The sequence below is a fragment of the Pseudonocardia ailaonensis genome, assembly GCF_039531635.1.
Lineage (GTDB): Bacteria > Actinomycetota > Actinomycetes > Mycobacteriales > Pseudonocardiaceae > Pseudonocardia > Pseudonocardia ailaonensis.
The window spans coordinates 283,235-307,524 of the sequence record NZ_BAAAQK010000009.1; the positions used below are offsets into that span (position 1 = coordinate 283,235).

The 24,290-nt window shown below is 69.4% G+C and carries 22 protein-coding genes; 11 read left to right on the forward strand and 11 right to left on the reverse strand.

The annotated features are described in order from the left end of the window. Nucleotides 1-20 precede the first annotated feature (20 nt). The 5 genes from ABD324_RS17210 to ABD324_RS17230 all read right to left on the reverse strand — a co-directional run bounded on the left by ABD324_RS17210 (nucleotide 21) and on the right by ABD324_RS17230 (nucleotide 4,536). Nucleotides 21-776, reverse strand: coding sequence for an N-acyl homoserine lactonase family protein (locus ABD324_RS17210; protein WP_344417806.1), 756 nt, complete (start codon nucleotides 774-776; stop codon nucleotides 21-23). Between the two features lie 43 nt (nucleotides 777-819). Then, nucleotides 820-1,968 (reverse strand): MaoC family dehydratase, encoded by a 1,149-nt coding sequence (locus ABD324_RS17215; protein WP_344417808.1) that lies wholly within the window; start codon nucleotides 1,966-1,968, stop codon nucleotides 820-822. Nucleotides 1,969-2,043: 75 nt separating this feature from the next. Then, nucleotides 2,044-2,796: an SDR family NAD(P)-dependent oxidoreductase gene (locus ABD324_RS17220; protein WP_344417810.1), complete on the reverse strand. Its 753-nt coding sequence runs from the start codon at nucleotides 2,794-2,796 to the stop codon at nucleotides 2,044-2,046. Beyond that, a complete protein-coding gene (locus ABD324_RS17225; RefSeq protein ID WP_344417812.1) occupies nucleotides 2,793-4,037 on the reverse strand; it encodes an acetyl-CoA hydrolase/transferase C-terminal domain-containing protein in 1,245 nt (414 codons plus the stop codon). The genes ABD324_RS17220 and ABD324_RS17225 overlap by 4 nt, the downstream gene beginning before the upstream one ends. Before the next feature lie 100 nt (nucleotides 4,038-4,137). Further along, nucleotides 4,138-4,536 (reverse strand): YciI family protein, encoded by a 399-nt coding sequence (locus ABD324_RS17230; protein WP_344417814.1) that lies wholly within the window; start codon nucleotides 4,534-4,536, stop codon nucleotides 4,138-4,140. A gap of 313 nt (nucleotides 4,537-4,849) precedes the next feature. Between ABD324_RS17230 and ABD324_RS17235 the strand changes: the two genes are divergently transcribed. The 10 genes from ABD324_RS17235 to ABD324_RS17280 all read left to right on the forward strand — a co-directional run bounded on the left by ABD324_RS17235 (nucleotide 4,850) and on the right by ABD324_RS17280 (nucleotide 15,637). Next, entirely contained in the window at nucleotides 4,850-5,056 is a 207-nt protein-coding gene (locus ABD324_RS17235; RefSeq protein ID WP_344417816.1) for a ferredoxin, read from the forward strand. After that, nucleotides 5,053-6,324: a cytochrome P450 gene (locus ABD324_RS17240; RefSeq protein ID WP_344417818.1), complete on the forward strand. Its 1,272-nt coding sequence runs from the start codon at nucleotides 5,053-5,055 to the stop codon at nucleotides 6,322-6,324. The genes ABD324_RS17235 and ABD324_RS17240 overlap by 4 nt, the downstream gene beginning before the upstream one ends. A gap of 7 nt (nucleotides 6,325-6,331) precedes the next feature. Next, complete coding sequence (locus ABD324_RS17245) at nucleotides 6,332-6,982, forward strand: hypothetical protein (RefSeq protein WP_344417820.1); 651 nt, start codon at nucleotides 6,332-6,334, stop codon at nucleotides 6,980-6,982. Continuing rightward, nucleotides 6,975-7,787: an SDR family NAD(P)-dependent oxidoreductase gene (locus tag ABD324_RS17250; RefSeq protein WP_344417822.1), complete on the forward strand. Its 813-nt coding sequence runs from the start codon at nucleotides 6,975-6,977 to the stop codon at nucleotides 7,785-7,787. Before ABD324_RS17245 ends, ABD324_RS17250 begins: the two co-directional genes overlap by 8 nt. Before the next feature lie 110 nt (nucleotides 7,788-7,897). After that, entirely contained in the window at nucleotides 7,898-9,088 is a 1,191-nt protein-coding gene (locus ABD324_RS17255; RefSeq protein ID WP_344417824.1) for an ABC transporter substrate-binding protein, read from the forward strand. 35 nt (nucleotides 9,089-9,123) lie between these two features. Next, nucleotides 9,124-9,993, forward strand: a complete 870-nt coding sequence (locus ABD324_RS17260) for a branched-chain amino acid ABC transporter permease (protein WP_344417826.1) — start codon at nucleotides 9,124-9,126, stop codon at nucleotides 9,991-9,993. Continuing rightward, entirely contained in the window at nucleotides 9,993-11,003 is a 1,011-nt protein-coding gene (locus ABD324_RS17265) for a branched-chain amino acid ABC transporter permease (protein WP_344417828.1), read from the forward strand. The genes ABD324_RS17260 and ABD324_RS17265 overlap by 1 nt, the downstream gene beginning before the upstream one ends. Beyond that, entirely contained in the window at nucleotides 11,000-12,559 is a 1,560-nt protein-coding gene (locus ABD324_RS17270; protein ID WP_344417830.1) for an ATP-binding cassette domain-containing protein, read from the forward strand. The genes ABD324_RS17265 and ABD324_RS17270 overlap by 4 nt, the downstream gene beginning before the upstream one ends. A gap of 31 nt (nucleotides 12,560-12,590) precedes the next feature. Beyond that, nucleotides 12,591-14,174, forward strand: a complete 1,584-nt coding sequence (locus tag ABD324_RS17275; RefSeq protein ID WP_344417833.1) for a GMC family oxidoreductase — start codon at nucleotides 12,591-12,593, stop codon at nucleotides 14,172-14,174. Continuing rightward, nucleotides 14,171-15,637: an aldehyde dehydrogenase gene (locus ABD324_RS17280; RefSeq protein ID WP_344417835.1), complete on the forward strand. Its 1,467-nt coding sequence runs from the start codon at nucleotides 14,171-14,173 to the stop codon at nucleotides 15,635-15,637. Before ABD324_RS17275 ends, ABD324_RS17280 begins: the two co-directional genes overlap by 4 nt. A gap of 69 nt (nucleotides 15,638-15,706) precedes the next feature. Here the strand turns inward: ABD324_RS17280 and ABD324_RS17285 are convergent, their stop codons facing one another. From ABD324_RS17285 to ABD324_RS17310, 6 genes are all read right to left on the reverse strand, one after another. Then, the gene (locus ABD324_RS17285) at nucleotides 15,707-16,831 is read right to left on the reverse strand and encodes an ABC transporter permease (RefSeq protein ID WP_344417837.1); all 1,125 of its coding nucleotides are present in this window, start codon (nucleotides 16,829-16,831) and stop codon (nucleotides 15,707-15,709) included. 68 nt (nucleotides 16,832-16,899) lie between these two features. Beyond that, complete coding sequence (locus ABD324_RS17290) at nucleotides 16,900-18,417, reverse strand: sugar ABC transporter ATP-binding protein (RefSeq protein WP_344417839.1); 1,518 nt, start codon at nucleotides 18,415-18,417, stop codon at nucleotides 16,900-16,902. An 82-nt stretch (nucleotides 18,418-18,499) separates the two neighbouring features. Further along, on the reverse strand, nucleotides 18,500-19,588 hold the full coding sequence (locus ABD324_RS17295) for a sugar ABC transporter substrate-binding protein (RefSeq protein ID WP_344417841.1): 1,089 nt from the start codon (nucleotides 19,586-19,588) through the stop codon (nucleotides 18,500-18,502). Nucleotides 19,589-19,849: 261 nt separating this feature from the next. Then, nucleotides 19,850-21,316, reverse strand: coding sequence for an aldehyde dehydrogenase (locus ABD324_RS17300; protein WP_344417843.1), 1,467 nt, complete (start codon nucleotides 21,314-21,316; stop codon nucleotides 19,850-19,852). A gap of 52 nt (nucleotides 21,317-21,368) precedes the next feature. Next, the gene (locus tag ABD324_RS17305) at nucleotides 21,369-22,496 is read right to left on the reverse strand and encodes an NDMA-dependent alcohol dehydrogenase (protein WP_344417845.1); all 1,128 of its coding nucleotides are present in this window, start codon (nucleotides 22,494-22,496) and stop codon (nucleotides 21,369-21,371) included. A gap of 177 nt (nucleotides 22,497-22,673) precedes the next feature. Beyond that, nucleotides 22,674-23,381, reverse strand: coding sequence for a TetR family transcriptional regulator (locus ABD324_RS17310; protein ID WP_344417847.1), 708 nt, complete (start codon nucleotides 23,379-23,381; stop codon nucleotides 22,674-22,676). A 40-nt stretch (nucleotides 23,382-23,421) separates the two neighbouring features. On the opposite strand from ABD324_RS17310, the gene ABD324_RS17315 reads away from it, so the two are divergent. Next, nucleotides 23,422-24,258 (forward strand): SDR family NAD(P)-dependent oxidoreductase, encoded by an 837-nt coding sequence (locus ABD324_RS17315; RefSeq protein ID WP_344417849.1) that lies wholly within the window; start codon nucleotides 23,422-23,424, stop codon nucleotides 24,256-24,258. Nucleotides 24,259-24,290 lie beyond the last annotated feature (32 nt).

The following is a 24,290-nucleotide window of genomic DNA, read 5'->3' on the forward strand; positions in this document are numbered from 1 at the left end:
GTCGGGCACAGGTCGAGGGATCACCCGTACGGACCGTGCTCCATCGGGCCGCTGTCGTGGGACGGGAGAATCACCTCGGCCAGATCGGCGAGCCGGGCCATCGATCGGTAGGTCTGCTCCAGGTCGCCATGGATGGCCGGCGGGATCCAGTCGGCCGGCGTCGCCCCCCTCATCGAGGACTGCAGCGGCACGTTGTCGGAACCGATGGCAACGGTGCCGACGGCCGTCTCGACGACCGGGATCTGCAGCCCCGGGGTGTGCCCCGGCGTGTGCAGGACCCGAACCCCCTCGGCGGCCGTCCAATCACCACCGACGAGGCGGATGCCGTCACGAGCCCGAGCACGACCGGCGACGTCGTTGATCACCTTGGCGTTGTACATGATCTCGTGCGGGGCCATCGGCATGCTCGCGTACCTGATCTCGTCCACCTGGACCGCGACCTCGGCGTTGGGGAAGAGGTTCAGCTCGGCGCCGAGGCAGTGGTCCCAGTGCAGGTGCGTCTGGATCACCAGCCGGACCTCGCCCGGGTCGATGCCCGCCGCCTCCAGCGCTTCTCGCGGCGCCAGGTCCTGCTCGAGCCGACGACCGTGATGCCGGTCCACGACCGCGCTGCTCCCGACGCCGAGGTCGACGGCTATCGGCGCCTCGCCTCCCACGATCATCCAGATGTAGGAGTGGACGTCGATCTTCTCCCCGTAGCCGGTCAGGTACTGCTGGATCGACCGTTCGGAGTTGACGAGCCGCCCCGTGTACACGGGCATGACCTTCAGTGACATGGCATCCATTCCATCGGGTCGGGGTCGTGGACGCGACCTCGGGTCAGGGAGCGGTTCGCTTCGGCAGTCGCACGACCGCAGTGCCTTCGGTCGTCACGGTGCCGACCTGGTTGACCGCCTGCAGCTCGACGTCGACGAGGGCCCCCTGCGAGGTCTCACGCTTGCCGGTCACGGTGCCCGAGCACCACTGCGTGTCCCCGAAGACGTTGGGACGGCGCAGCCGGGTCTTGAGCTCGATCAGGTCGCCGTCGTCGCTCATCCAGTTCGTCACGACCTGACCGAGCCAGCACACCCGCTGCAGACCGCTGTCGTAACGGCCGGGCATCCCCACCTCCGAGGCCATGTACTCCTCGGTGTGACCACGGGCCGGGTGGTCCTTGGTCCCGGTCTTCGGGTCGGAGTAGGCATCGGCGGGGTGCTTCCGGCGGTGGCGGAACGCCATCTCGTGGGCGAGGTAGAAGCAACCGCTGCCGCAGTAGAACATGATCATGTCCGACATGTTGAACGGGCCCTTGACCAGGGGCTGGAGCTTCTCACCGGGCACGACATCGTCCCAGTAGAGGGTGTCTGCCCCGCGGACGATCTCGGCGTCGATCGCCTGCTCGATCGCCTCCATGTCCTCGGGCGAGTACTTGTGCGGCTCGCGGGTCTTGTACGAGAGACCGCCACTGGCCTTGGACCGGGGGATCCGGAAGATCTTGGTCCGCGCCTTCGCGAGGAGCTCACCGCTCGTGTCGCGGTAGAGCACCTCGCCCTCCTGGAGGATCATGGACCGGGCCATCTTGCCCTCGACCCAGTTCGCGTCGACGAGCTGAGCCTCCGACGTGACCTGCAGACCCTCGTGGAGCGGCTTGTACCACTCCCAGTCGGTGCCGGCGTAGATCCACTGGACACTGCGCAGGCGCGGCGCGACGTGCCCCCGGTCGATCGAGTAGAGGTAGGTGGGCGGGGCGGTGATGCCACCGAACCTCGTCTTCGCCGCGTAGTCGCGGTCGAGATACAGCGGGTTCTCGTCGCTGATGCCCTTGGTGAACTGGCGGATGCTGTCGAGGGCGACCGTGTCGTTCCAGCGGAAGTGGTCACGGCGCAGCGGGACGCCGATCAGGGACCGGGCCTCCTCGAGGCTGCTCTCGTCGAGCCCGGCTGTCTCGGTCTTGACCTCGTAGGCGTACCGGCTACTCGTGCTGGTCACTGTTCTCCTTCGGTTGGGTGACCGACCCCTGGTACGGGCCGGTGAAGCTGGGTTTCCGTCTGTCGGCTCGAGCGGTCACGGACGGATGACGAGCCCGCCGTCCACCGGGAGGGAGGTCCCGGTCATGTAGGCGGAGTCGTCCGAGGCGAGGAAGATCGCGAGGCCGACGATGTCGTCGGTCCGTGCGAACCGTCCCAGGGGCGTGGACGCCCGGTAGCGATCGGCGACCGCCGCGTCCCCGGTGACCGGTGCGGCCATCCCGGTGTCGACGACGCCCGGCGCGATGGCGTTCACACGAATCCCGTAGCGCCCGTAGCTGTTGGCCTGGCTCCTCGTGAGAGCCATGAGCGCACCTTTCGATGCCGAGTACGCATGGCAGTCGCTCGCCACCATCCCACCGACGGAGGCGATGTTGATGATCGAGCCGCCGGCGCCCATCATGTGCGGGAGGGCGTACTTGGACACGAGGAACGCGCTCGTGAGATTGACGCTCATGACCCGGTTCCAGACATCGAGTTCCAGTTCGTGCGTCACCGTGTCGCCGCGTCCGCGCAGGTAGACACCGGCATTGTTGTAGACGACATCGATACCGCCGAACTGCGACACGCAGCTGTCGACGGCACCTCGGACCTCGGCCTCGGAGTCGACGGCGGCGACGAAGGTCGCGAACGCCGCCGACCGGGGGAGGTCGGACAGGGCGTCCTCGTCGATGTCGACGGCGAACACGTTCGCCCCCTGAGCCGCGTAGGCGAGTGCCACCGCACGACCCATCCCGTTGGCCGCTCCGGTCACGATCGCCGTCTTGCCGGCCAGCTTCGCGTCTGTCACGAGTTCCTCCACGCCGTTCGAAGTTCGTCCCGATGGTCGGGGTGCGCCACATCGACCAGCGCCTCGGCCCGCTCCCCCGCCGTCCTCCCCCGGAGCCAGGCGACGCCGAACTCCGTCACCACGGCGTCGAGATCGCTGCGGTTGGTCGTGACGACGTGGGGAGCGGGGAGTTGGGCGACGATCCGTGACACCCCCGAACCGTCGACCGAGCGAAGAGCCATGATGTTCGCCCCCGCCGAGAGATGGGCCCAGTGCCCGAAGTCCGCCTGCCCGCCCGCCGAAGCGCGTCGCTCCCCCGCCGCGAACTCGGCGTTGACCTGTCCGAAGAGGTCGACCTCGAAGCACGAGTTGACGGCGAAGAAGGTCCCCAGGCCGGCGAGCACCTCGGGGGCGTGCGTCTCGGTGACCGGAAGAATCTCGATTCCGTTCTCGGGCCTCGCCGCGTAGGCGTAGAGCTCGGCGGTCCCGAGCAGCGACGTCGTCCGACGGGGAGAGTCGTCGAACACGCCTGCGTCAAAAGCCGCCATCGCTGCTTCCGGGATCGCCCCGGAATGAAGCCGCAGGCCCGAATGCTGCCCGATGAGGTTCCCGATGAGGCTCTCGGGGATCCCGCCGATGCCGAGCTGCAGGACGGCGCCGTCCGAGATGAGACCGGCGACGCTCTTGCCGATTCGGAGCTCGGCTTCGGACGGAGGCCTCGGCGGCAGGACCCCCAATGGACGGGCCGGCCCCTCGAGCACCGTGCACGAATCCTGATGCAGGCCCCGATGACCGGAGAACCTCGGCATCTCCGGATTGGTGATGATGATTCGGCGCCGCGCCGACGCCGCTGCCGCCGGCGAGTAGCTGACGACCGGACCGAGCGAGCAGAACCCGTCGTCGTCGGGCGGAGCCACGAGCGCGACGAAGGCGTCGACGCGCCGTTCCCCGCGCCCGAAGGTCCGGGCCACCTCGGCGAGCGTCGCGGTCAGGTGGTCCGTGATCGGCGCAAGCCTGCGAGGTACGCGACCACCGATGGTGACGAGCGAGACGTGTGTAGTCCGCTCCGGGAGGAACTCGTACCTCCCACTCAGATCGGCGCAGTAGAGGACCAGCCTCGTCCTGCTCTTCCCGGTCTCCTCCACCAGCAACGCGAGGAAGTCATCAGGTTGGCCGGGGAACATCGGACACACGACGTGCAGCTCGTCGTCCGGCGACTCATCGATCAGGTCGCCGATGGCCCGGCGTGCAGCGTTGAACACGGTATCCAGGATACCGGACGGCCCGTTCGGTCTCAAGGGCAGTGACCGGGACGACAGGTGAGGTGACTCCCGTCACGGCCCGCGGCGGTCGAGATCGCGCTCAGGATATGTCCGAGCGGCCGCTCGAATAGACGACTCGAAGACTGAGCGATCCCTCATTGAGCAGCCACGGCCTGACTCGGAACGTCCTCGCTCCGCTGAGGTGCATCGGGTCGGCCGCGGCTGTCGAAACAGCTGCGTCGAGCCCCGCTGCGCGATAGATGAACAGACCCTCGCCGTCCCAGGACTCCTCCGCCTCGTCAGCGAGCGGACCGGCACCGAAGAGAATTCCGCGACTTTCCAGCGCATGTTGGTACAGAACATGATCTGCCCTTGCCTCGAGGACGGGCAGCAATCCGTTCTGCGGCACGGAATGGATGAGATACAGGCGCATCGCAAGCAGACCATGCGACCTCGAGAAGTCGACGATCTCATTCCAGGTCTGATCCGAGTTCGACAACAGAGTTCCTCGCGGGTATCGAGACGGACAGAAGCGCGCTCCGAGGCCGGCACCTCGCACCGAAAGCGTGGAGGCAACACCTCAGCGATGCCCTCTGCGCACTGTGGACCGAGAACGTCGGCTCCTGGAAGACGCCTCTCGTATTCTGGATACTGTAGCGATACCGGTCAGGCCCTGCCACCCTTGCGCCGCACCGGCCCTGCACCCCGGAGCCGCGAGCAGCCAGATCACCGCATCTAGCTGCATCATTGCCTCGAAGCCGACCACCCTCTAGGCTCCGGGATACCGGATACGGGCTACGTGAGGACGAGCAATGAAGGTCGACGTCGACACAGAGCGCTGCCAGGGACATGGGGTCTGCGCGGGCATAGCCCCGGATGTGTTCGATCTGGATCCGTCCGGCAAGGCGGTCGTCGTCGGCGACGAGAACACCCCGGACCTGGTCGAAGGCTCCAGGGCGGCGATGGCGAGCTGCCCGGAGCTCGCGATCTCGGTCGAGGTGGAGGGCGGCGACCGATGACCGAGACGCGCGCACACACGTCGGACGGACGCACCGGGCCGCCGGCCCGGCAGACGATCGGCGATCACGGCGACATGACGGTGATCAGCCGCTACCACGAGGTCCAGGAGGTCATGCGCACCTCCGGTTTCTGGCCTTCGATGTTCGGCCGGTTCAGCAAACCGCTCCTCGACGGCTCGTTGATGTCGCTCCCCACCGAGGAGCATCTGACCCGTCGCCGGGCCGAGGTCGTGATGTTCTCGCGCTCCCAGCTGATGGAGTACGAGCTGGAGATCACGGTGCCGGCGCTTCGACGCCACCTCCTCGAGGCCCTGGACGGCGGCGACTCGAAGATCGACATCATGGATGTCATGCGCAGCGCTCTCCTGCAGGTGACTGCGAAGATCATCGGCCTTGACCTCCCCGATTCCGCGGCGGACATCGACGAGCTTCGGGTCATGGCGGAGCGGTTCGGCGACGCCGCCGCGGCCGAGTGGCTGGTCTCCGGTGCCGCGGAAGTGGTCGAGGAAGCGCTGACCGCCCGGGATCGGTTCGACGTCCGGTACTTCCAGCCGGCCCTCGCACGTCGACGCCGGCTGATCGCCACGAACGAAGCCGGCTCGACGAACGACCTGCTGACCCTGCTGCTTCGCACCTTCCCCGACATGGACACCGACCAGCTTCGCCGGGAGGCCGTCTTCTACGTCAACGCGGCCGCCAACACCACCTCCCATCTCGCACCGCACGTGCTGCTGGACCTGATGGAGTACTTCAAGGGGAACCCCGAGCATCGGGGCCTAGCTGCAGATCTGGGATTCCTGCAGCGGGCGGTGAGCGAGGCACTGCGGCTGCATCCCACCGTGCCTGCGCTGATGCGTATGGCGCTCGACGACATCGAGCTGTCGACCGGCCGTACGGTCGCCAAGGGCGAACAGCTCCTGCTCGACCTCAACGCCTCGGGGAGGGACGAGTCGGTCTACGGCCCGACGGCCCACCTCTACGACCCCTTCCGAACGCTTCCACCGCGGACCCCGCCCTACGGGCTGGCCTTCGGCGACGGGGCCCACACCTGTCTCGGACGACAGGTGGCGGTCGGCGCCGGGAACGGGTCCGTGTCGCGGGACGATCTCCCGGCAGGGGTCCTGACCCGCCTGCTGCGCGAAGTCCTTCGATTCGACCCGCATGTGGACCCGGACGACCCTCCCGTCTACCGGCCGAACACGATGACGCGCCGGTTCTCCGCCTTCCCCGTCGTCCTGCACCGCCCGTCGTCGTCGCCGGAGAAATGAGCATCCCGTGCCCGAGGAGAGGATGACGACCGCGGAGCGGTGGCCGGATCGCCTGGCAGACCTCGCCGCGCAACTTCCGGCGCCCCTGGACGCACTGATCGACGCGATGATCGCGATCGTGGCCGGCCGTCCCGGCCAGGCCTCGGCCGCGTTGGCTCGCGTTGCCGAGTACGGCGTCTCGACCCAGGTCGTCGACGATCTCGTCGAGGCGACGGTACTGGCGTTCGGCGTATCGAGATGGTCCATCGCCGGCCGGACCGCGCTCTCGGAGGTGCACGTGACTCCCGCCGACGAGGCCGACACACGACCATTGGACGAGCGGCTGTCCCAGCACTTCGCCGCTACCCAGGACACCGTTCCGGAAGCCATCGGGGACCTGGTGAAGCGACTACCGGCTCTCGGGGAGCTCTATCTCGACACCCGCCAGAGCCTCTTCGCCGACGCCACGGGCGACCCGGCGCTGCGTGAGCTCTTCCTGGCGCTCGTCTCGGCGCGAGCGGGCTTCGTTCCCGGTGGACAACGACACCTGGCCCGCGCCCGCAGCCTGGGGATGCCGGTGGAGACACTCCGCACCGCCCTGACCGCCGTCGTGCTCGTCGAGGGCACCGCGGGCTGGGAGGCCTACGGCCGCGCGCTCTGGGAGACCCCCGATGACTGATCCGAGTACCCGGCCCGGACACGACAGGCTGGCGGGTCGGTACGCCATCGTCGTCGGAGGCGGGTCGAGCGCTCCCGGAATCGGCAACGGACGCGCCACGTCCCTCCTGCTCGCCAGGGAGGGAGCCTTCGTCACCGTGGTGGACCGCGACCCGAGCGCGGCCGAGGAGACCGTCGCGATGATCCGGGCGTCGGGTGGCGGCGCCGCCGCCGTCGGCGCCGACGCCACCGACGACCTCGGGTGCCGTGCGGCGGTGGAACGCGCCGCCGGACCGACGGGGCAGATCGACGTGCTCGTCAACAACGTGGGCGTCATCGGCGAGCAGGCCGCCTCGGCCGTGGATGTGGATCTTGCCGAGTGGGACGCGACGATGCGCACGAACATCCGGCCCTACCTGCTGTTCCCGCGCCACGTCATCCCCCGCATGTCGGCCGGTGGGGCGATCGTCAACGTCTCCTCCGCCGCGGCCATCCGCGGGGTCGAGCGTCTGCAGTACGCGACGTCCAAGGCCGCTCTCCTCGGCATGACCATCACGATGGCGGCCCAGCACGGTCCCGCCGGCGTCCGGGTGAACGCCGTCGTCCCGGGTGCGGTGTGGACACCCTTCGTCGAGCGCCGGATCGAGGACGACACGGTGCGGGCGGAGCAACGGGCGCGACGACGCGACCGAAACATGCTCCGCCGCGAAGGAACCGCCTGGGACGTCGCCCACGCGATCCTCTTCCTCGTCAGCGACGAAGCACGGTGGATCACCGCTCAGACCCTCGTGGTCGACGGCGGCGAGACCAACATGCTCACGTCCTGAGAAGGGCCGACCCCTTCTCGCCCCTGATAGGTCACCTCGAACGCCGGATCTCCCGCTGACGTGTGGTCCGAGGTGCACATCGTTTCCGTTCGGTTTCCAAAGGAGGCAACATGACACGGAACGCGCCGCTCCTCGGCCGGGTCGGTCTACGCAGCACTCTCGTTCTCGCCGCCACGGCGGCTCTCGCCCTCACCGCCTGCGGCGGTGGGGGTTCCGGGAGCTCGACCGCGCAAGGCGACATCCGCGTGGGAACGGTCCTCCCGCTGACCGGGCCGTCCGCGGCCACCGCCGCCCAGTACCTCGCCGGGATCGAGGCCGCCATCGGGGCCGCCAACGACAAGGGCGGGATCAACGGGCGCAAGGTCGTCCTGGACAAGGTCGACGACGGGTTCGAGGTCCCCCGGACGATCGCAGGCGCCAAGAAGCTCGCCCAACAGGACGACGTGGTCGGCATCATCGGGCCCTACGGAACCAACGCCGCGGCGTCGCTGGTCCCGCAGGCGGCCCAGCTGAAGGTGCCGATGGTCGGGCCGCTGGCGTACTCGGAGACCTGGTACCGGCCGGTCAACCCGTATCTCTTCCCGCTGTTGCCCGGCACCCGTGCGATCTACCAGGCGATGACGAGGTATGCCGTCGAGTCGAAGGGCGCCAGGCGGGTGGCGGTGCTCGCCACCGACGGCCCGGTCGGCGACGAGACCATCGCCGGAGCACAACAGTCCCTGACCGCGGCGGGGCTCGCGCCGACGACCGTCATCCGGGTGGCCGGAGGGTCCGCCGACTACTCCGGTGTGCTGTCGCAGGTGAAGGCCACGGGTGCGGATGCCGTCGTCGTGCAGTCGATCGTGACCGATCTCGCCACGATGACCAAGAACGCCGCCAACGTCGGCCTCACGGCGCCCTTCTACGCCGGTGGGGCGAGCAGCGAGTCGAGTTTCGCCACCCTCGCCGGCTCTGCCGCCCAGGGCGCGTTCGGTGTGGTGAGCGTCGACCTGAGCGGCAGCTCTGCACAGTGGGCGAGCTACTCCGAGAACATCAGATCGCGAACCAAGGCCGATCCCTCGAGCTCGTTCACGGCGGTCGGCTACACCGCGGCCGAGGTCATGCTCTCGGCCCTGCGCGCCTCGGGCGACAAGGTCGACGCCGCGACCGTGACGGCGCGGCTGGCCGACGGCACCGCGGACACCCTGGCCGGGCCGGTCGCCTTCAGCGCGGACGACCACCTGGGCATCCGGAAACTCCTCCTGACGAGGGTCGACGGCGGCAAGGTGACGCTCGCCGGCGACACGCTCCCGGTCAGCTGAGCCGGTCCGCTCGACATCTCGGAAGGAGGTCGCTCGTGACTGCGCTGATCATCGGGATCTGTATCGGCAGCATCTACGGGATGATGGCTCTCGGCATCGCCGTCGTGCACCGCGGCACCCGCATGGTGAACTTCGCCCACGGGGAGATGGGCGCGGTCGGCGTGTACGCCTACATCCAGTGGCACGTCCTGGACCACCTCAGTGGCCCCGCCGGTCTGCTGGTCGGGTTCGTCATCACCGGTCTGCTCGGCGTCGGTTTCGGCTACATCGTCCTGGCGATGTCGCGGAGCGCGCGAGGGGCGCTCGCACCGGTGATCGCGAGCTTCGGCGTCTACCTGGCCATCCGCGCCGTCACCGTGGGCGTCTGGGGCCCTCGGGAGCCCTACCGGCTACCCGAGCTCTTCGGGGCGGGCGGTGTCCGGGTCGGTGACGAGACCGTCCCGTTCAGCTACCTCGGCTCGCTCGCCACCGTGCTCGCGGTGGGCGCGGCCCTGTGGGCGGCTGCACGCTTCACCACGGTGGGGATCCAGCTCCGGGCGACGGTGGCGAACCGGGACGCGGCCGAGCTCGCCGGGATCCGGACGCGGCGGCTCCAGCTGCTGTCGTGGTTCGTCGGCACGGGGCTCGCCTTCGTGGCGGCCGTGCTCTACTTCCAGACCGCCTACGTCGCGGCCGGCAGCATCGATGTCGTCCTCATCTCCACGTTCGCGATCGCCGCACTCGCGGGTTTCGAGCATTTCGGCGCGATCGCCGTCGCCGCGGCCGTGTACGGGATCGTGAACGCCTTCCTGGACCGCTACTTCACCTTCAGCGGGCGCGACGTCGTGGCGCTCGCGGTCCTCGTCGTCATGCTGTTCGTCGTCCCGCGCGGTCTCATGATCGCCCGATCCGAGAGATACGCCTGATGACCATTCGACATCGAGGGACGATCCGCGGCACGGGCTACGTCGCCGTCGTCGCCGTCGTGATGCTCGTCTGTGCCCTCGGAGCCCGGAGCCAGCCGTACCTGGCCACGGTGATCGCGACCTTCGCGGTCTACGCGATCGTGGCGACCGGACTCGACTTCGTGGTGGGCTGGTTGCGCCAGATCTCCGTCGCCCCCGCCGCAGCGATGGCGGTCGGGGCCTACGCCGGGCAGGAGCTCGTCGCGGACCATGCGTTCCTGGCGTTCGTGGCCGCCGGCGGAGCGGGTCTGTTGGCCGGTCTGGTGATCGGGCTACCGGCACTGCGCGTCTCCGGGTTCGCCCTCGCCGTCTACACGCTGGTACTCGTGCTGGCGGTCGAGCTGGTCCTCGGCAGCGTGCCCTATTTCGGCGGCACCGCCGGTCGAGCCGTCGTCGCGGGCTCCCTCCTCGGGCTCGACCTCGCCGACCCCGAGCACCTCCTCCTGATCTGTCTGGGACTACTCGCGCTGGCGATCCTGACCTACCAGCTCCTCCGCGGCTCGGTCGTCGGCATCAGCTGGCGCGCCGTGGGGCAGAACGCCCGCATGGCGACATCGCTCGCCGTCGACCCCGTCAGGGTGCGGCTGAGGGCATTCGCGCTCTCCGGGCTCTTCGCCGGTGTCGGCGGCCTGCTCTTCGCGATCGTCGGCGGGTACCTGTCGCCCGACCAGTTCACGTTCGGCCTCTCCGTGCAGATGCTCGCGATGGTCGTCATCGGCGGCCGCGGTCATCCGCTCGGCGCGAGCGTCGGCGCCGCACTGATCGTCGTCTACCAACAGGTCCTCCCCACGACCAACTACAACGACATCGTCATCGGGCTCGTCCTGCTCCTCGCGGCGTGGTTCGCACCCCGTGGGCTCGCCCCCGTCCTCCAGGACGTGGTGCTGCGTGGCCTGCGCGCGATGTCTGCGATCGCGGGCCGGCGCCGAGGCGCCGATCACGTCGACCTGGCCGGCGGGGGTTCACGATGAAGGGGCTACTGACCTGTGAGGCACTGACCAAGCGCTACTCCGGGGTCACCGCACTGAACGACGTCGCGGCCACGCTCCGTCCGGGCGAGGTGACCGCCCTCGTCGGCGCGAACGGCGCGGGGAAGACCACGTTCCTCGACATGCTGTCCGGCACGGTCGGCCCGACCGCCGGGACGATCGTGCTCGACGGCCGGGACATCACCGCGGCGTCGGCCTGGCAACGGGCCGAGCTCGGGATGTTGCGGGGCTTCCAGGACGGCGAGCTGTTCCCCGAGCTCACCGTCCGGGAGACGCTGCGGGTGGCGACCTTCCGCACCCGTCGCTACAGCCTCGCCGAGGCTCTCCTCCGAGTCGGACGCCGTCGGCGGCACGACCGGGCGTCGAACGCCGCGATCGACGACGTCGCCGGCCGGTTCGGCCTGACCCGCTGGCTCGAGACCGAGATCGGCGAGCTGTCGCTCGGCATGGCCAAGGTCGTCCAGCTCGCGGCGGTCGCGGTCGCCTCTCCGAGCTGGGTGTTGCTGGACGAGCCCGCGGCCGGGCTGGCGCGAGCGGAGGTCGACCAGCTCGCGAGACGCCTTCGCGCCAGTGCCGACGCCGCACCCGAGGTCGGCTATCTCATCGTCGAACACGACGCCTCGCTCGTGTCGATCGCCGCGGACCGGGTCATCGTCATGGCGGAGGGCGCTGTCGCCGACGATTTTCGCCGAGGCGACGACGGCTTCCGGGACCTGCTGCAGCGGCGCACGCACGCAGCCACGGGCCACTCGTCCGCCACTCCCCGTCCCGAGGTCACCGAACGCCCTTCGGAGCCCTCGGGCGAAGTGGCGGCCGCGCCGGCCGGCGTGGACGCTCGCGGCATTCGCGTGACATACGGCAAGTTCGAGGCCGTCCACGGCATCGACATCCGGATCGAGCCCGCGACCCTGTCCGTGCTCGTCGGGACCAACGGCGCCGGCAAGTCGTCGGTCCTGAACGCGATCGTCGGGATCCGTCCGCCCAGCGCGGGCAGCGTCACCCTGGACGGGGCCGACGTGAGCCGCCGCCCGGCGAGCGAGCTCGCGCGCCGTGGCCTGGTGCTCGTCCCGTCGGGCCGTGGGCTCATGGCGGAGCTGACCGTGGCCGAGACGCTCAGGCTGACCCGACCGCGGACGCGGCACCCGGACACCCCGGACCCGCTCGAGCTGTTCCCCGAGCTGGGCCGACGGCTGGGACAGCGCGCCGGGACGATGAGCGGCGGAGAACAGCAGATGGTGGCCCTTGCCCGCAGCATCCAGCTCGACCCGCGATACCTGCTGATCGACGAGCTCTCGCTGGGCCTGAGCACGGCCGTGGTCGACCGGCTCGTCGCGGCCCTTCTCGAGCTCCGCGACCGAGGCGTCGGGCTGCTCGTGGTCGAGCAGAACGCACCGCTGGCGCTCGGCTACTCCGACCACGCATTCGTCATGAACGGCGGGCGCATGGCCTTCGACGGCCCGTCCGCCATCGCCTCGACGCGGACCGACCTGTTCCGGCCCGTGTTCCTCGACCCGGATTCCGACGACGACACACCCTGAGCACCTCCGCTCGTGACCGAGGAGACCCGACGTGGGCCTGAACACCGTCATCATCGGCAGCGGCAGCAGCGGCAGCGCCCTGGCCGCCCGGCTGAGCGAGGACGACGAGCACGAGGTCCTCCTGCTCGAGGCGGGACCCGACTACCCGGACCGGGACTCCGCGCCGCCGTCCATCCGGAATCCCTACGACCTGGCCGAGGACCACGACTGGGGTCTCGAGGCCTACTTCGTGGAACCCGCCACGAGCAGGAGGACGCTCGGCTATCCCCGAGGCCGGGTCGTCGGTGGCTCGTCGAACGTCAACGCCTCGATCGCGCATCGGGGAACTCGCGAGGACTTCGCGAAATGGGTCGCTCTCGGCAACGACCGCTGGGACTACGACTCGGTCCTCCCCTACTACGCCAGGCTCGAGGCGGACGAGGAGTTCGGGACGGACCCGCACCACAGCGCCGTGGGCCCGGTGGCCATCACCCGGGTCGACCGGGCCCGGTGGCCCACAGCGGTCGTCGCGGTGGAGGAGTCGCTGCTCGCGCGCGGCTACCCCGCCTGCCCCGACCACAACGCCCCGGACTCGACGGGGGTCGGATCGCTGCCCCGCAACCAGGCCGGAGAGGTACAGGCCAACGGCCTCTTCACCTACATCCACGAGGCACGCAAGCGCCCCAACCTCACCATCCGAAGCGGTGTCACGGTGCGGCGTCTCCTGTTCGACGGGCGCCGGGTGAGCGGTGTCGAGGTCACCACGGCCGGCGGGACTGAGGTCATCCCCACCGACCGGGTCGTGCTCGCCGCGGGTGCGATCAACACCCCGCACATCCTGACCCTCTCCGGCGTCGGGCCTGCCGAGGCCCTGACCAGGCTCGGCATCGATCCGGTCTGTGTCCTCGACGGCGTCGGCCGGAACCTGCAGGACCATCCCCTGGCATTCGTCGTGAGCGTGCTGAAGTCCGACGCTCCCGACCGGCGCTACGGGGCACTGGTCGCGCTCAAGACCGCGTCCGCGGCCGTCGGCGAGAAGGACGACATCATGCTCTTCCCGCCGGTGTTCGAGCCGAGTGCGCTGCTGCTCGACCTCGACCTCGGTGAGAGCAAGGCGATGTCCGTCTGTGGGCTGGTGGCCAAGCCCCGGTCGACCGGATGGATCACGGTGACCTCGGCCGATCCCGACGTCCGGCCGGAGATCCACCTCAACTTCCTGGCGGAACCCGACGACATGAGTCGGCTGATGGAGATCGTCAGGCTCGGGCACGCCGTGGCCACCAGCGAGCCGGTGGCCCGGCACGTCGAGGAGGTCCTGTTCCCCGCGGCCGAGATCGTCGCCGACGACGATCTCCTCCGCGACTGGCTGCGCGCCAACGTGTCCACCGGATACCACGCAGCCGGAACCTGCCGGATGGGGCCGTCGCCGGACGACGGCGCCGTCGTGGACCAGCGCCTGCGCGTCCACGGGCTGGACGGGGTCTGGGTCGCCGACGCCTCGATCATGCCGGTGATCACCACCGGCCTCACCAACCTGACCGCATTCATGATCGGCGAGAGAGCGGCCGACCTCCTGGGCGACGTCCCGGGCGAGCCGATCACCACCACCCCCACGACGGAGGACGACCGGCCATGACCACCACCACGTCCGTACCGACCTATCCCCCGCTGCGCAGCTTCGACCGCCTCTTCATCGGTGGGGCATGGGTACCCCCGGCCACGACGCGCGTCATCGGCTCGATCGCCGCGGGGACCGGGCTGGAGCTCGCCCGGGTGCCGGAGGCGACCGAGGCCGACGTCGACGCCGCGGTCAGCGCTGCGCGAGAGGCCTTCGACCGGGGCCCCTGGCCCCGGACCACCGCCGCCGAGCGGATCTCCGCCCTGCGCCGGGTGCGGGAGGCGATCGCCGAGCGCCTGGACGACATGTGTGTCGCGTTCAGCGCCGAGATCGGTGCACCGCTGGGCGTCAGCCGAGCCTTCCACGAGAGCGCGCTGAACCTGTGGGACGACAACATCCGCCTGCTGGAGACGTTCGCCTTCGAGGAGGAGCGCCTCGTCGGAGACGCCACCGTGCGGCTGGTCCGGGAGCCCGTCGGCGTCGTCGGGATCATCCTGCCCTGGAACGGCCCCGTGACGACCGCCTCGTTGAAGATGGCGCCCGCGCTCGCCGCCGGCTGCCCGGTGATCGTCAAGCCGGCGCCGGAGGGCCCGGTCAGCATGATGCTGCTGGCCGAAGCCCTGGAGGCTGCCGACCTTCCGCCGGGCGTCGTCAGCGTCCTGCCGGCGGGACGCGAGGTCGGTGAACACCTGGTGCGGCATGCCGGGGTCGACAAGATCTCGTTCACCGGGAGCACCGCCGCCGGCAAGCGGGTGATGGCGCTGTGCGCCGACCGGGTCGCCCGCGTCACCCTGGAGCTCGGTGGGAAGTCCGCCGGGATCGTGCTCGACGACCTCGCCCTGGACGACTTCCTCAGCACCCTCGTCCAGGCCGGGATCGGGCACACCGGGCAGGTCTGTGCCGCTCTCACCCGGCTCGTCGTGCCCCGGCGGCGGCAGGCCGAGATCGCCGACGCCGTGGTGGGAATGCTCGACGGCCTCACGGTCGGCGACCCGTTCGCCGAGGGCACCGACCTGGGGCCCCTCGCCGCGGAACGTCAGCGCGACCGGGTCGAGGGCTATGTGCGGATCGGGCAGGCGGAAGGCGCACGACTCGCCTGCGGTGGGCGGAGGCCGGCGCACCTGGATCGCGGCTGGTACTACGAGCCGACCCTGTTCACCGACGTCACGGGCGCCATGCGCATCGCCCGTGAGGAGGTGTTCGGGCCGGTGCTCTGCATCCAGCCCTTCGACACCGTCGAGGAGGCGATCTCGATCGCGAACGACTCCGACTACGGACTGTCGGGCGCCGTCTTCGCGTCGGACACCGTCCTGGCCGAGCGAGTCGCCCGGTCCGTCCGCACCGGTCAGATCACCGTGAACGGCTGGGGCCTGTGCCTGACTCAGCCCGCCGGCGGGTTCAAGCAGTCGGGCCTCGGGCGTGAAGGCGGTCCGGAGGGCATCGGCGAGCACCTCGAGACGAAGATCATCTCAGGGCTCTGAGACAGACGATTCGGCCCCCGGCACCGCAGGTGCCGGGGGCCGAGCCGTTATCGCCGAGTCCGTTCGGGATCAGCCGACCCTGTGGGGTGCGGCACGACCACGGTGTGCCCGGAGGCGCTTGGTCTTGTCCCCGCGACCAGCCGATCGCCGTTCCTTCCCGGCGATCACCAGCGCGGCGATCAGCACGAGGCCGGTGGCGAGCTGCTGGGCCCACTGCGGGACGGTCGCGAGGGCGAGCCCGATCGTCAGCGTCCCCAAGAGGATCACCGCCAGGACCGTCCCCCACGCGTTGAAGCGTCCCGGTCGGATCTGCGTGGCACCGACGAACACACCGGCGAAGGCCGGGAGGAGGTAGCTGTTCCCCCCGGTCGGCGAGCCCGCCCCGAGCTGGGCCGTGATCACGATGCCGGTCAGTCCTGCCAGGAACGCCGACGCGACGAGCGCCGACGCCTGGATCCGGGCGGTCTTGACCCCTGCCAGCCGCGCGGCCTCCCGGTTGAAGCCCGTCGCATAGATCCGCCGGCCCAGCGGGGTCATGCTCAGCACATACCAGATGACGAGGCCGACCGCGAGCGCGTAGAGCACGGGCAGCGTCATCTGGCCGATCGGCTGGTCGAACACGATGTTCTGGAAGGAACCCGTGAGCTCCTGCCCGGTGATCGTCTGGCTGCTCGTGCACCACAGGACGACGGCCTGCACGACGAAACCCGACGCCAGGGTCCCGACCAGCGACTCGACCTTCCCGACCACCACGATCAGCGCGTTCACCACGCCGATGAGGAGCGCGCTGCCCAGCGCGACCAGGATGGCGGCGAGGGGGCTCCAGTGGGCGTGGACCAGCAGGAAGGCGCAGACCACACCGCTGAGGCTCATCGTGTTCGCGATCGAGATGTCGAACACGCCCGCGGCCAGCGGGACGACGAGCGTCAGCGCCGCGAGGGCCGGGACCGCGTTGGAGTTCAGGACCTGCCAGAAGGTCGCCCCCTGCGGGAAGGTCGCCGGAGACACCAGGGAGAAGACGGCGACCATGACGACCAGGACGTAGATCCCGCCGTACCTGGTCACGCTCAGGACTCGGCTCACGGAGCCCCGGGCCCGCGGTGGTTCCGGGACGCCCGTGTCCGGCGGCGGGGCGTCGCCCGTGTCGACGCCGTCGCGATCGGGGCTCTTGCGCAGTAGCACTTCGTCATCCATGGACTGCTCTCTCGGTTGGCTCGGCGTCGCACGCGACCCGGCTCGCGGGCCCCACGGGGCCTGCGTGCTCACATCTCATTGATCAGCCTCTGTTCGCTGATCTCGTCCGCGGAGAGCTCGGCGGCGACCACCCCGCGACGGAAGATCAACACCCGGTCGCACAGGGACACGAGATCATCGGTGTCGGAAGACTCGACGATGACGCTCAGCCCCTGGCTCACATGCTCGTCGAGCAGCGTGTAGATCGCCGCCTTCGCACCGACGTCGACCCCGGCGGTCGGCTCCGACACGACCAGCACGTCGGTGTCCCTCCCGAGGACCCGGCCGATCATCACCTTCTGCTGGTTGCCACCACTGAGGGTCTGGATGCTGTTGTCGCCCTTGGGTCCGACCACTCCGAGGACGTTCAGCCACCGATCGGTGAACCGACGCTCGGCCTTTCGACGGAGCAGCAGCCTGCCGAACCTCCTCAGGCTCGAGATGGTCAGGTTCTCCCGGATCGTCATGGGCCCGATGGCCGACTTGTGCACCCGGTCTGCCGGCACGAGTGCGATCGACTCCCCCAGCCGGCGGGAGGTCGCCGGGACCCAGGCTCCCCCGGACACCTTGACCGATCCACTCCGTGCTCCGGCTCGGTTCCCGGTCAGCAGGGCGCAGACCTCCGAGGCCCCCGACCCCGGCAGCCCGCAGACGCCGAGCACCTCGCCCCGGCCCAGCCTGAAGGACACCTCCGAGGCAATGCTGCCGGTCAGCTGCCTGACCTCCAGTGCCGGCGGGCTGCTCGACCGCCCGATCTCGCCGGACGGAGCACGCCGGCCGGCCAGCTTCGCCTCGTCACCGAGCATGTGCCGGACGAGGTCGGCCTTTCCCATACCTGCGATGTCGTCCGTGATCACACGCACCCCGTTGCGGAGGACCGTGACACGATCCCCCAGCTCGATGATCTCCTCGAGCCGATGGGAGACGTACAGGATGGCGCGGCCCTTGGCCGTCAGCTGCCTGATGAGTGCCTGGAGCTTGACGACGTCCGAGTGCGGAAGGGAGGCGGTCGGTTCGTCGAGGACGAGGACGCCCCCCTCCGGGGGGAGGCTCTCGACCGCGATGGCGATCGCGATCATCGTCCGGTCCACCGGCGCCGACCTCGAGACGGGTAGCTCGGGATCGACGGACGGCGCGAGCTCGGCGAGCACGGCAGCGGTCTCGGCGCGGATGCGCTTGTCGGACGCCGCGGCGAGACTGCTGCTCCTCCCGAACCCACGATGCAGGGCGAAGTTCTCGATGGCGCTCAGTTCGAGGATCAGGCTCGTGTCCTGGTGGACGAAGGCCACCGGGGCCCGGCCCGACTCATCCGGTCGGCCCAGCGCCTGGAGCGGGACCTCGTCGTCGCCCAACCACGCCCGGCCACCCGGGTCGCAGTCGTGGTAGCCGGAGAGGATCTTGATCAACGTGGATTTCCCGGAGCCGTTGTGGCCCACGAGCGCGTGGACCTCGCCTGCTCGTAGGTCGAGCGCGACGTCGTGCAGCACGCGGCCACCCGGAAAGGTCTTGGAGAGCCCGCTCACCGCGAGCACACGAGATCCGGACATCCGCTCTCTCCTTCGAAAATCACGTGGGGTTCTCGTCGGGTCGATCCCGCGGGGCGCCTTCGCGGCGCCCCGCGGGGCGGCCTCACTTTCCCCAGAGAGCCTTGTACTGGGCGACCGTGTTCGCGACGATGGGGAACACGTTGTCCGACGGCGCGTTGTCCTTCGTCAGCGCCCAGCCGGGGATCTCGTACGGAGCCGGCGGCTCGCTGTCGGACACCCCGGCGAAGTGCCGGGCCAGGACGTCGACGGTGGCGTACGCGAGGTTGTACACGGGGTAGGCGACGTTCATCGACGTCAGTCCCGAACGCAGCTGGTTGAGCGATGTCGAGCCGGGTGCTCCCGAGTCGGCGGTCTTGACCGACGTCAGTCCGGCCGCCTTCATCGCCGGTGGCACCGCGTCGAAGATGTTCCGGGCGGAGAACACGACGTACTTCACCGACGGATGGCTGCGCAGGTACGAGACGACGAGATCGGGCGCCTGCTGGATCGTGCTGATCCCGATGTTCAGCTCGTCCACCTTGCAGCCCGGGCAGTACTGGAGCAGGGACTGCTTGTAGGCGGCCTCGATCGGGGGCAGGATCGTGAAGTCGGGGATGTTGACGTAGACGGTGTCCGCACTGGGCTGGTTCGTCTGCAGCGCATCGTTCGCGACCCAGATTCCCGCGTACGTGCCCTGGACCGCGCTCTGCTGCTTGTCCTGCAGCACGGCGAGGACGCCGTTGCCGGCCGCTTCGTCGGTGGCGGTCAGGATCACCTGGATGCCGGCCTGCTGGGCCTGCTTGATGTACGGCTCGATCTGCGATCGGACGGCACCTGCTTGAACGATGGCGCTCGCGCCTCCGCGGATCGCCTGCTGCCACGCGTTGCTGATCTGCTGCGCCGATCCGTCGGTCTGGATCTCCTCGACGGCCCACCCGAGGGACTTCGCCGCGTCACCCGTCAGGCCGTCGAGAATCGTGCACGCCTCGAACCCGCAGTTCACCGTGACGAGCTTCTTGTCGGTGGGAATGGGCTTGGAGATCTTCTGGCCGAGCTTGAGCTCGGTGGGCCGGGTGAGCAGCTTGTCGGCGGCGGCTTTCGCCGTGGTCGCGAGAGCGGCCGTGTCTCCGGTCGGGCCGCTGGAGCCGGTCGTGGCGCCGGAGCCTCCGCACGCCGTGAGAGCGAGGGCCATGGCGAGACCGCCGACCAGCGCCGCGACCGTTTGCCGATGCGTTCGGGCATGGAACACAGTGCACCTCCATTGGCGCTGTGAGTGTGAATGGGTTCTTCTCGGTCACCCCCCGACCAGCCACGACAGCATGGCTGCAGACCGAAACCCCGGGGAAAGGCGAAGATCCGGCGCGGCGCAGTCGGCCGCGCCGTGCAGTGAGCCGGACACCCACGACCGGCGGCTGCCGGCCTCCCGCCGGTGGCGGGAGGCCGCGGCCGCGCGTCAGGGACCTAGGATGACCTGCGACTCGAAGAACTCGTGGAAGCCCTCGAGACCGCCTTCGCGACCGAGGCCCGACCGCTTGAATCCGCCGAACGGTTGCACGACGCATTGCGCGGTCGAGTTGATCGAGACCTGTCCGGTCCGCAGCCGGCCGGCGACACGAAACGCCGCGTCCACGTCCTGTGAGTAGACCGCACCGGACAGGCCGTAGTCCGAGTCGTTCGCGATGGCGACCGCCTCGTCCTCGTCACGGAACGGAATCACGACGAGGACCGGTCCGAAGATCTCCTCTCGGGCGATCGCCATCGTGTTGTCGACCTCGGAGAACAGTGTCGGTTCGATGAACCAGCCGCGATCGAGATGGGCAGGTCGACCGCCACCGGTCACCACCCGCGCGCCCTCGTCGCGCCCTCGTCGCAGGTAACCCTCCACCCGATCGCGCTGCCGCTCCGCGGCGAGCGGACCGAGCACCGTGGCGGGATCGAACGGGTCACCCACCGTCATCGCGGACAGCTGGGATGCGGCCTTCTCCTCGAACTCGGCGAGACGGTCCCTCGAGACCAGTACGCGGGTGATCGCGGCGCAGACCTGGCCCGAGTGTCCCACCCCGCCTCCGATGATGGTGGCCAGCGCGTCGTCGAGCGGCATGTCGTCCAGGATGATCCCCGCCGACTTCCCCCCGAGCTCGAGCCCGACGCGGGTGATCCGGTCGGCACACGCCGCCATGACCTTCTTGCCCGCATCCGTACTCCCGGTGAACGCCACCCGGTCGATGCCGGGGTGCCGTACGAGGTGGTCCCCTACCTCGCGACCACCCGGGACGATGGAGATGACACCCTCCGGGAGCCCGGCCGCCTCGATCGCCTCGGCGAGCAGGAGAGCACTGCCGGGGCCCTCGGGCGCGAGCTTCAGCACGACCGTGCAGCCGGCCGCCAACGGAGGAGCGAGCTTGAGCGACGCAGCGGCCACCGGCCCGTTCCACGGGATGATCGTGGCGACGACCCCCACGGGAACGTTGCGGACCCGAGCGCTTCCGCCCTCCCAGGCTCGCTCCTCCTCCCAGGCGAAGCGCTCATGGAGGGTCGCGGCGTCGTTCCAGGCCACGGTGCCCCAGACGTTGAAGGCGGTGCTCAGCGCCGAAGGGGCTCCGAGCTCCGCCGTGAACGTCGCCGCCATCTCGGGCACCCGCTTGGTGAGCTCCTCACTGATGCGGGTGAGGTAACCCGCGCGCTCGGCAGGCGCCATCCTGGGCCAGGGCCCGTGGTCGAACGCGTGCCGCGCGGCGGCGACGGCCTTGTCGATGTCCTCGACACCGGCCTCGGGAACACTGCCGAGCACCTCTTCGAGGGTCGGCGAGATGATCTCGATCCGGCGATCGGTGCTGGGCTTCTCCCATCGGCCACCGATGAAGAGCGTGTCGTAGGACCGCACCGAGGTGTGGTGCGGATCGGTGCTCAGCAGTGTCAACGGATCTCCCTCGATCTTGGTGGCTGCTGTGTCGATCGATCTCCGGCGGCGGTCAGCCGTCGTACATGATCACGCCGCGGAGGTTCCGACCCTCCCGCATGTCCTTGAACGCGGTGTTGATCTCGTCGAGACCGTAGGTCCGGGTGATCATCTCGTCGAGCTTCAGGACGCCGTCCATGTAGGCGTTCGCCAGTCGCGGGATGTCGACACGGGCGTTGGTGTTGCCGTAGAGCGTGCCCTGCAGGCGCTTGCCCATCATCGAGAGGCTGAACAGGTCGAGCTCGACGTCTCGCTGCTCGAGCGGGGCCATGTTCGTGAACACGCACGTCCCGCCCTTGCGGGTCAGGTCGAGGGAAGGGTTCAGCAGGGATCCGTAACCCACACTGCACGTCACGATCACCCGGTCCGCACCGACGTCACCCGGACGCAGGTTGTCGAGGATACGCTGGGCCTCCTCGAAGGATCCGGCAACGTGGGTCGCCCCGAACTTGGGCGCCTCCTGACGCTTGAACTCGACCGTGTCGAGCGCGATGATGTGCCGCGCTCCCGCCATCCGAGCCCCTTGGACGGCGCTCATGCCGACACCACCGGTACCGACGACCACGACGGTGTCGCCCGGCTTGGTGTCCGCCGCGTAGACCGCGGACCCCCAGCCCGTCGAGACGCCACAGCCGATGAGGCACGCCTTGTCCAGTGGGAGATCCTTGTCGACCTTGACGATCGACGCAGTCGGCACGGTGACGTACTGGCTGAAGGTGCCGAGGTAGGAGTTGCAGCCGACGCCGACATCACCGGCGAACACCCGCTTGGTTCCGTCGGGAGCCATGCCGCTCATGCATCCGGCGCTCAGGACGCAGAGGCTGGTGCGCCCGGTGACGCAGTATGCGCACCGTCCGCAGGACGGGAGGAACGACAGGATGATGTGGTCACCGACCTCGAGGTCGGTGACGCCTTCACCGACCTCGACGACGACGCCGGCACCTTCGTGTCCACCCATGATCGGACCCTCGAAGTACAGCGGCAGGTCACCGGTGTCGAGGTGGTCGTCGCTGTGACAGATCCCCGACGCAGCCAGCTTGACCATCGCCTCACCCGATTTCGGGGAGCCCACCTCGATGTCTTCGACCGACCAACCGGACATGGTGCCGGGCTTCCACAGCAGTGCACCGCGCGACTTCATTGTTGCCTCCGAACGATCACCGGACATCGACCGCGTCAGCCGGCCGTCGTGCTTCGGTCCGGCCGAATCGCTTTGGTATCCTGGCTACTGCATCCCAGAGTGTCAACAGGCTCTTGCCCCGCGGACACCGCCCACGGTCGCGTCGGCGACCGGACACCCGCCCTCTCGGGTACGGGCTCAGCTCTCGACCAGTCCACGGAGGACGGCCGCGAGAACCTCGTTCAGCTGGGCCCGGAGGTCGAGCGTGTCCCGCGCGAGGCCCGGCTCCATCTCGTAGAGCTCGCGCAGCGTGTCCTTGGGGCGGGCCAACTGGAAGAGGAACGCGCCACTGCTCATGGCCGCCTTCATCGCCACATGGGCGGCATGCCGATCGACCCCCGAGGCGGACGCGACGAGTGCATCGATCATCGCGTCGTAGGCCTCCGCCGCGACCGCCTTGTACTCGCGGGCACGCTCGAGGCGCACCGCGCCCTCCAGACTGAGGACGACATGCGTCAACAGATCGCAGAAGAGCGGAAGCTCGGAGAGCGACGAGGACAGCGCCTCGGCCACGTCGTCCGCCGGCATCCCACGGCGCCCCGCGAGGATCCGCGCCAGGTTCGCCCGCCAGTCCACCCAGCCGTCCCGCGCGAGCTCGAGCAACATCTCTTCGCGCGAGTCGAAGTAGCGACGGACAGCCGAAGGGTGCAGGCCGACGGCGGCGGTCACCGCAGCGAGGGTGACGGCGTTGACGCTGCGCTCGAGGGCGATCCCCCGCGCGGCGGCAAGCAGGTCGGCTCTGCGTCGCGCCTTGTCGGACGCCGACCGCGCACGTTGCGTGACAGACACATCACGACGGTAACGCACGCCCCTTGACTCAAGGGACGGAGCTGACCTACGTTCCATAACGCATCCAGAGTGCGTTAAGTACGGCAAGGAGCACGTCGTGACCAAGGTCTTCCTCGTCACCGGTTCGTCCCGCGGCCTCGGTCGGCACCTGGTCCAGCAGGCGCTCGCCGACGGACACAGCGTCGTCGCCACGGCCCGCGACCCGGACACCCTCGCCGAGATCGCCCGGCGACACCCCGACCGGGTTCACGTCGAACGGCTCGACGTCCGGGATCCGGCGGCAGCGACGGTCGCCGTCGCCTCGGCGACCGAGGTGTTCGGGAGACTGGACGTGCTCGTCAACAACGCCGGCCAGGGCGACCTCGTCGCGCTCGAGGACACCGATCTCGACGCCTTCCGGCGACAGGTCGACACGAACTTCCTCGGCACGGTGTACGTCACCAAGGCTGCCGTGCCGATCATGCGCAAGCAGGGCGCCGGCCACATCATCCAGATCTCGTCCATCGCCGGGCGCATCGGCAGCGCCGGGCTCACCGCCTACCAGTCGGCCAAGTGGGCGGTGGGCGGCTTCTCGACGGCACTCGCGGCAGAGGTGGAGCCGCTGGGCATCAAGGTCACCACCATCGAGCCGGGTGGCATGCGGACCGATCTGTCCGGCGCGTCCATGGCGACACCTCCGATCAGCGAGCCGTACCGGCCCACCGTCGGGATGTGGTCCGACCTCCTCGCCGACGCGGACACGACGGCCAACGGCGATCCCGCCAAGGTCGCGCGCCTGGTCCTGACCGTCGCCGGCCTCGACGACCCACCGAGGCGCCTCCTCGCAGGCAGCGACGCCTACGAGGCCGGACGAGCGGCGTGGCAGAGCCAGATCGAGGAGGACGAGAGATGGGAGGAGCTCAGCCGGTCGACCGACTTCGCCGCCCCCAAGTGATGGCATCCCACCCCGTCGCCGAGTAGTATCCT